This window comes from Marinobacter gelidimuriae (genome assembly GCF_000372805.1).
In the GTDB taxonomy this organism is placed as follows: Bacteria; Pseudomonadota; Gammaproteobacteria; order Pseudomonadales; family Oleiphilaceae; genus Marinobacter; species Marinobacter gelidimuriae.
In genome coordinates this window covers 20,367-27,684 of record NZ_KB889892.1, presented here as the reverse complement: position 1 = coordinate 27,684, position 7,318 = coordinate 20,367, and the positions used below count along the sequence as shown (strand labels likewise).

At 57.2% G+C, this 7,318-nt stretch carries 7 protein-coding genes and 1 pseudogene; all 8 read left to right on the top strand.

Annotation, left to right across the window (positions count from 1 at the left end; all coding sequences use genetic code 11):
- Positions 1–1,220: IS4 family transposase (locus A3OI_RS0111185; protein ID WP_018404355.1), on the top strand; the 1,220-nt coding region annotated here is incomplete at its 5' end.
- A 263-nt stretch (positions 1,221–1,483) separates the two neighbouring features.
- Positions 1,484–1,744: pseudogene (locus A3OI_RS0111180) on the top strand (zinc ribbon domain-containing protein); the annotation flags it as partial.
- 245 nt (positions 1,745–1,989) lie between these two features.
- Positions 1,990–3,078 (top strand): Holliday junction branch migration DNA helicase RuvB, encoded by a 1,089-nt coding sequence (gene ruvB, locus A3OI_RS0111175; RefSeq protein WP_018404353.1) that lies wholly within the window; start codon positions 1,990–1,992, stop codon positions 3,076–3,078.
- Positions 3,071–3,496, top strand: coding sequence for a YbgC/FadM family acyl-CoA thioesterase (locus tag A3OI_RS0111170; RefSeq protein WP_018404352.1), 426 nt, complete (start codon positions 3,071–3,073; stop codon positions 3,494–3,496). The genes ruvB and A3OI_RS0111170 overlap by 8 nt, the downstream gene beginning before the upstream one ends.
- A 131-nt stretch (positions 3,497–3,627) precedes the next feature.
- On the top strand, positions 3,628–4,317 hold the full coding sequence (tolQ, locus tag A3OI_RS0111165) for a protein TolQ (RefSeq protein ID WP_018404351.1): 690 nt from the start codon (positions 3,628–3,630) through the stop codon (positions 4,315–4,317).
- Positions 4,318–4,350: 33 nt separating this feature from the next.
- On the top strand, positions 4,351–4,797 hold the full coding sequence (tolR, locus tag A3OI_RS0111160) for a protein TolR (RefSeq protein ID WP_018404350.1): 447 nt from the start codon (positions 4,351–4,353) through the stop codon (positions 4,795–4,797).
- Between the two features lie 79 nt (positions 4,798–4,876).
- Positions 4,877–5,878, top strand: a complete 1,002-nt coding sequence (gene tolA, locus A3OI_RS0111155) for a cell envelope integrity protein TolA (RefSeq protein ID WP_018404349.1) — start codon at positions 4,877–4,879, stop codon at positions 5,876–5,878.
- A 21-nt stretch (positions 5,879–5,899) separates the two neighbouring features.
- Positions 5,900–7,228, top strand: a complete 1,329-nt coding sequence (gene tolB / locus A3OI_RS0111150) for a Tol-Pal system beta propeller repeat protein TolB (RefSeq protein WP_018404348.1) — start codon at positions 5,900–5,902, stop codon at positions 7,226–7,228.
- Positions 7,229–7,318 lie beyond the last annotated feature (90 nt).

Below are 7,318 nucleotides of genomic sequence, written 5' to 3'. Positions count from 1 at the left end.
CCCAGCATCGCACCCACCCAAAGCACTTTACCCGCAAACGCCATCTGACCTTCTCCAATCTGGTTCTGTTTCTGCTCAATCAACCCAACAGCGCCCTGCAAACCGAACTGGATGCCTTCTTTCAGACGCTCAATGGCTCGGCCTTTGAAACCCGGGTGGTCACCGCCCAAGCCTTCAGCAAAGCCCGCCAGAAGCTCAGCGCGTCAGTCTTTGAGGCTCTCAACAGCGCCCTGCAGGCCCAGATGGAGGCGCTGGGGCTGCACAAGACCTGGCAGGGCCTGCGCCTGCTGGCCGTGGACGGCTCCAGCATGCACNTGCCGCTGGAAGACCCACTGGCCCGGCACTTCGGAACCCACAACGGGTTGCCGGTGGCCCGGGTGTCGGTCCTGCAAGACCTGCTGTCCGATCAGGCTCTGCACACCCTCCTGATCACGCCNGATGTGGATGAGCGGGGCTGTGCCAGCATGCACCTGGAGCATGCCCCTGACAACAGCCTGATTCTGTTTGACCGGGGCTATCCCGCCCACTGGCTCTTTGTTGAGCTACAGCGCTGTGAACAGCCATTCCTGATGCGCCTGACACTGACCCATTCCCGAGAAGTCCGCGCGTTTGTGGATTCTGGAAAAGACGACGACATCGTCTCAATGACGTGCCGATCCCGGTTATCCCGACAGGTCTGTAGGCAGTCCGGTTTGGATCCGGACACACCCCTGCGGATTCGGCTGATCCGGGTGACGCTGCCCACCGGGGAAACCGAGGTGCTGGCCACGTCGCTCCTGGACACCGAGGCCTTCCCCGCCGAGCTCTTTGCCGACCTGTACCACCGGCGCTGGGGCATTGAGACCGACTACCGCCGGCTTAAACAAACCCTGACCTTGGAAAACGTCAGTGGCCGGACGGTCTGCGCCGTACAGCAGGATATCCATGCCTGCCAACGGCTCAAGAACCTGGCCCTGCTGATGCAGGCCCTGCAGCAGCCTGATATTGAGCGCAAAACCGCCCACCGGAAACGGGCCTGGAAGGCTAACTTCACCCAGGGCATGTCCCGCCTGAAGCATACCCTCATCGCCCTTCTGGTGCGGCCCAGCTGTGAGGCCCTGGATAACCTGTGGCGCCTGATGGGTAACAGCCTGAGTGCGGTTCGCCCCGGGCGGAGCTGCCCACGACGCCGAAAACGACCGGCCACCAAAGGCTGTGAAGGGTACAAGCCGACTCGCTGACCGACACTACACCCGACGGCGTTTAACAAGACTTCCTGACAGACTGTGCCAGCCACCGGTCGGATGGCGTTCGCCCTGAATAGTGCTGAAACCGCTTTGCCACGCCCAGACACACTCTTTGGAGCCGGTTACCGGGTCAGAATCTGGCTTTAACAGCCTGTCACTTCAACAACAGGCTGCCTCACGGCTCATTATCGACGCTGGCTCAGCAGGCCATGCTGGACTTTTGGGGCTTAAGTTGATGACATTGGGATGCAGGCTGGGCCATGCTGAAAACGATGCTGGAGTATAAATGCGCTGGCGCAGGCATCGTGTTCAAAGAGGTTAATGAATCGTACACCACCCAAACCTGTTCGAGTTGCGGCTGCTTGCCCGATTCGAGGCCGAGAGGTATCACAGGGCTTGGAATAAGAGTATGGGCCTGCAGTGAATGTGGTGTCATTCACGACCGCGACATCAACGCGGCCAGGAACATTCTTGCGGTGGGGCTACATCGTCCTGTAGAGGGAAAGGTCACGGCGTAAGCCGCCCTAGTCTTTGAGCTGTAATGGCTCTTAGAATCCCCTTCGTTCACGGAGGAGAGAAGTCAAACGGCTTTAATGTGCGAGACGCTAGCGCCGAACCTTGCGTCAGCGTAACGTGACAGCCTGCACAACCTTTGTACAATTGCCGCGCTTGTATACAGTTCTGATAGACGTTCTGACAATAGTACTGAGAGCAGTCCTGATAACAGCCCGAAAACAGTCCTGACAAAAGAGCCGCTTACACAATGATCAAATCTGATCGCCTGATTTCGGCCAAGACCGCCGACTACGAAGACGTTCAGGACCGCGCTATTCGCCCTACATTGCTGGCGGACTACGTAGGTCAGCCGTCGGTACGCGAGCAGATGGATATTTTTATCTCTGCGGCCCGCAACCGTCAGGAAGCGCTGGATCACGTACTGATATTTGGTCCGCCTGGGTTGGGTAAAACCACCCTGGCCAATATTATTGCCAATGAAATGGGTGTGGCGATCAAAACCACCTCTGGCCCGGTGTTGGAAAAAGCCGGTGATCTGGCGGCCATGCTGACCAACCTGGAAGCCGGCGACGTGCTGTTTATTGATGAAATCCATCGTTTGAGCGCAGCGGTTGAAGAAATTCTGTATCCGGCGATGGAAGACTATCAGCTGGACATCATGATTGGCGAAGGCCCGGCTGCGCGCTCGATCAAGCTCGATTTGCCGCCATTCACCCTAATAGGTGCCACCACCCGAGCAGGTCTGCTGACGTCGCCCTTGCGGGATCGTTTTGGCATTGTGCAGCGCTTGGAGTTCTACAACAACGCCGACCTGACCACCATTATTTTGCGGTCGGCGCGGTTGTCGTCGGTGCATATTGACGAGGCCGGTGCGTTTGAAATGGCGCGCCGTTCCCGCGGCACGCCGCGTATTGCCAACCGCTTGTTGCGCAGGGTTCGGGATTACGCCGAAGTGCGCGCAGATGGCCGTATTACCGCCGATATCGCCGACTTGGCGCTGAACATGCTGAAAGTGGACGATCAGGGATTTGATCACATGGATCGACGTCTGTTACTGGCGATGATTGAAAAGTTTGACGGCGGCCCGGTGGGCGTCGAAAGCCTGGCCGCTGCCATCAGCGAAGAGCGCGGCACGATTGAAGACGTGCTGGAACCGTTTTTGATTCAGCAGGGTTTTATGCTACGCACCCCTCGCGGGCGCATGGTTACCAACCACGCTTATCAGCATTTTGGCGTAGTACGGGGTGAAGTAAGGGGTGAAGTACGTGGCGAAGTAGGCAAAGAAGTGCAGGGCGAAGATGCAACGCGTCAGGCCGGAGCGGCCGCTGATGACTGAACTCACCAGCAACAGTTTTGTTTTACCGGTAAGGGTTTACATTGAAGACACTGACGCCGGCGGCATTGTTTTTCACGCCAACTATCTGAACTACATGGAGCGTGCCCGTACCGAGTGGCTCCGCAGCCATGGCATTGGCCTGCGTGCCGGCCTGGTCGACAACGTCAGTTATGTTGTGCAGCGTATGGAGCTGTATTTCCGCGCGCCGGCAAAGCTTGATGACATGCTGGAAGTTCGCGCTGTACCAATTTCCTTTGGTAGGGTGTGGATGAAGTTTCGCGAACAAGTCGTGCGCCAGTGCGATCAGAAGCTGTTGTGCGAGGCCAGTGTCACGGTCGCTTGCGTCACCATGGACACTGGTCGGTCCCAGCGTTTACCCGCTAATATGACCAGCCTGCTTGAGCAGCAGATGCAATAGGGCTAGTCGTCACAGAGCGTGAAGCTGCTTTAGAAAAGTTTGAAGATTTGTTAAAAAAGTTATTTGAAATACCGTCCAAGAATGGATTAAAGAATTCTCTGAAGAATCATCAAAATAACCGGGAGTAGAAGGTGGAATCTGAAATGTCGGTCTGGTATCTGATTTCCAACGCCGGTGTGCTGGTGCAGTTGGTGATGCTGTTGTTACTGTTGGCGTCGGTAGCGTCCTGGGCGCTGATCCTGCAACGCATTCAGGTATTTCGCAAAGCGCAGCAGTCACGAATGGCGTTTGAAGAGCGGTTCTGGTCAGGCATGGACCTGGGCCAGCTTTACCGTGAAGTAGCCGCCGAACCCACGCCGTTTTCCGGTATGGAATCTATTTTTCGTGCTGGCTTCCGCGAATTTTCCCGCCTGCGCCAGCAAAGCCATGACGCAGGCGCGGTAATGGATGGCGCCCAGCGCGCCATGCGAGTCGCTTTTTCCCGCGAGCAGGAACGGCTGGAAGCCAGCTTGCCATTTCTGGCCACGGTAGGCTCCACCAGTCCTTACATCGGCCTGTTTGGCACCGTGTGGGGCATTATGAACTCCTTTCGCGGGCTGGCACAGGTGCAGCAGGCAACGCTGGCTACAGTAGCGCCCGGTATTTCCGAAGCCTTGATTGCCACCGCCATGGGCTTGTTCGCCGCCATTCCTGCGGTTATCGCCTATAACCGCTTTGCCGCGCGCTCCGACGCTCTGCTGAAAAACTATGAAACCTTTGCTGAAGAGTTCTCCAGCATATTGCACCGCCGGGTTCACAGCGGCGACCGAGCAGCATCGTGAATCTCAATTCGCTGAAGGCAAGGGTGTAACCTTATGAAAGGTATGGGGATGATGCCGGAAAGCCGGCGCAAACCAATGTCTGAAATCAACGTGGTGCCCTACATCGACGTGATGTTGGTGCTGTTGATCATCTTTATGGTAACCGCGCCCATGCTGACCCAAGGCGTGAAAGTAGACTTGCCGCAAACCAGTTCCGACCCGATCCAGGCCGAGAAAAACGTAGAAGCGATCATCGTGTCGGTAGACAGCAATGGCGCCTATTACGTGGAAGTGGGTGATCGCGGCAGTGACCCAATGGCGCTGGAAGAGCTGCAGTCAGAAGTTGCCAAAATTTTGTCCCAGCGCAGCAACCGCGAAGTATTGGTGCGTGGCGATGAACAGGTACGTTATGGCACGGTGGTACGCTTGATGTCGGCGTTGCAGATGGCTGGCGCGGCCAACATCGGGCTTATTACCGAAGCGCCCCTGGACAAACCATGACAGCAGTGCAGGCGGGTTTGCAGTGAGCAGACGGGAGCGCGAGCAGAATAATGCTGGAACGCCAGCCTGGAAATCGCCCGTGGCGGTTTCCGTTGGCTTGCACCTATTGATTCTGCTGATCGCCATTAGCGGTTGGAGCTGGAGCAGCTCTGACTTCGAACCACCACCGCGCAGCATTTCTGCCCGGCTGATCAGTCCTGAACCGCGGCCGGCGCCGGCAGTAACCGAGGTGGACCAGCCTGACGAAGCCGAACAGCGCCTGGTAGAAGATCGCAAATTGCTTGAGCAGCAGCGTGAGGCGGAACAGCAACGCAAAGCCGAAGAGCAAAAGAAAAAACAGGAAGCGGACGCCCGCGTGCAACAGCAGGCGGAACAGAAGCGCGAGGAACAGGCCCAGGAAAAAGCCCGCGTACAGGCTGAAAAACAGAAGCAGGCGCAGGCAGCAGAGGCTGCAAAACTAAAAGCCGACGCTGAAGCCAAAGAGCAGGCCAGGCAGAAAGCGGAACAGCAGGCCGAGCGTCAGCGCCAGGAAGCAGAGCGCAAAGCCGATGAGCAGAAGCAGCTGGAAGAACAGCGCAAAAAGGCAGAGGCAGAACGCCAGAAGCACGAAAAGCAAGCCCAGGAGCAGGCCGAGCAGAAACGCGTAGAAGCCGAGCGTAAACGCCAAGAGGCAGAGCGCAGGCTGCGTGAGCAGAATTTGAAAGCACTGGCGCAACAGGCGACAGACGCAGAAGCCGATCAGGCGCGTAAATCACAACAGGCCGCCGCCGCCAGAGCGCGTGAAGCGCAAATGCTGACCGATGCAGAAAAGTACCAGGAGTTGATTCGCGCTCGTGTAACTGAGGTTTGGTACTACCCGTCATCCACTACAGAGGGTATGAAAGTACAATTGCAGCTTTCATTATTGCCTACCGGTGAGTTAATTGGCGTCACTTTGGTGCGGGGCAGCGGTAATACGGCATTTGATAACTCAGCTCTGAGTGCGGTGCGTTCATTAAACCGCTATCCGGTGCCTAACGACCGGGATACGTTTGAACGTTACTTTCGTCGGTTTACGATCGAGTTTACACCGAGCCGTTAATACTGGAACACGGACAACAACATGACACAGGTTCTGAATATGACGTGGTCTACGACTCTTACAAATACTCTGCGCGCGGGGCTGACGCTGGTTTTGCTGCTAACGACCAGCTTGCCGCTGCGCGCCGAGCTGCTGATCCGCATCACCGAAGGTGCTGACTCGGCGCTGCCCATCGCCGTCGTGCCGTTTGCCGAAAGCGGCGCTATCCCGCCGGGTGATACCCTGGCCGACATTGTGCAGTCCGATTTGACCATGAGCAGCGAATTTCGCACTTTGTCAGCGGAAAAAATGCTCAGCCTGCCGTCGCAGCGCTCCGAGGTGCACTTCCGTGATTGGCGGCTGCTGGGCCAGCGCTATGTGTTGGTCGGCCAGCTGACCCGCCAGGGTGAACGTCTCGAAGCCCGTTATGAGCTGTTTGATGTGAATCGCGAGGAGCGCATTTTGGGTGAGAGCGCGGGAGCGCCTTTGGGCAATCTGCGCACCTTGGCGCACCACGTCAGTGACCGGGTTTATGAAGCCATTACCGGCGAGCCAGGTGCTTTCTCAACGCAACTGGCGTACATAACCCGGGAAAACGTGGGCGATAAAGTTCGCTACCGCCTGCAGGTCAGCGATATTGATGGCAAACGGTCGCGGGTGCGTCTTGAAAGCGCTGAACCGATACTGTCGCCGGCCTGGTCGCCGGACGGTAGTCGCCTGGCGTATGTGTCGTTTGAAACCGACAAGCCGGCGATTTACGTGCACGAACTGGCCAGTGGAAAGCGCACAAAAATCGCCGACTTTCGTGGTCTGAACTCGGCCCCGGCCTGGTCTCCTGACGGTAAATCCTTATTGATGACATTGTCTAAAGACGGCAATGCTGACATCTACCGGATGGATCTGGCCAGCCGTGATCTCACCAAGCTCACCGACCATTGGGCCATCGAAACCGAAGCCAGCTACGGTGCCGGCGGAGACGAAATTTTCTTTACCTCTGACCGCTCTGGTGGCCCGCAGATCTACCGTCAGAAAGGCAAGGGTGAGCCGCGCCGGATGACCTTCGGTAGCCGCTACAACGCGCGCCCGAGGCCAGGCCATAAAGGCGAGTTTGTGTATTACGTGCACCAGGGCAGCAGCGGGTTTCACATTGCGCGCACCAATCTTGAAAGCGGGGAAGAAACCGTGCTTACCCGCACCGAATCCGATGAATCACCCAGTGTCTCCCCCAACGGACGCATGCTGATCTACGCTACCCGTCAGGGTGGTGCCAGCGTGCTGACGGTTATCTCGGCGGATGGCGGTGCAGCTTATAGCTTGCCCGCTACCGAAGGCGATGTCCGTGAGCCGGCGTGGGGCCCGCTGCCTCGGTAACTGGCTGGCCCAAAAAGGCCGGCCGGTGAGTTACGAAGTAAACGCAGTTTTTGAATAATTGATGACCGTGTTTTAACCCATTGACGACAA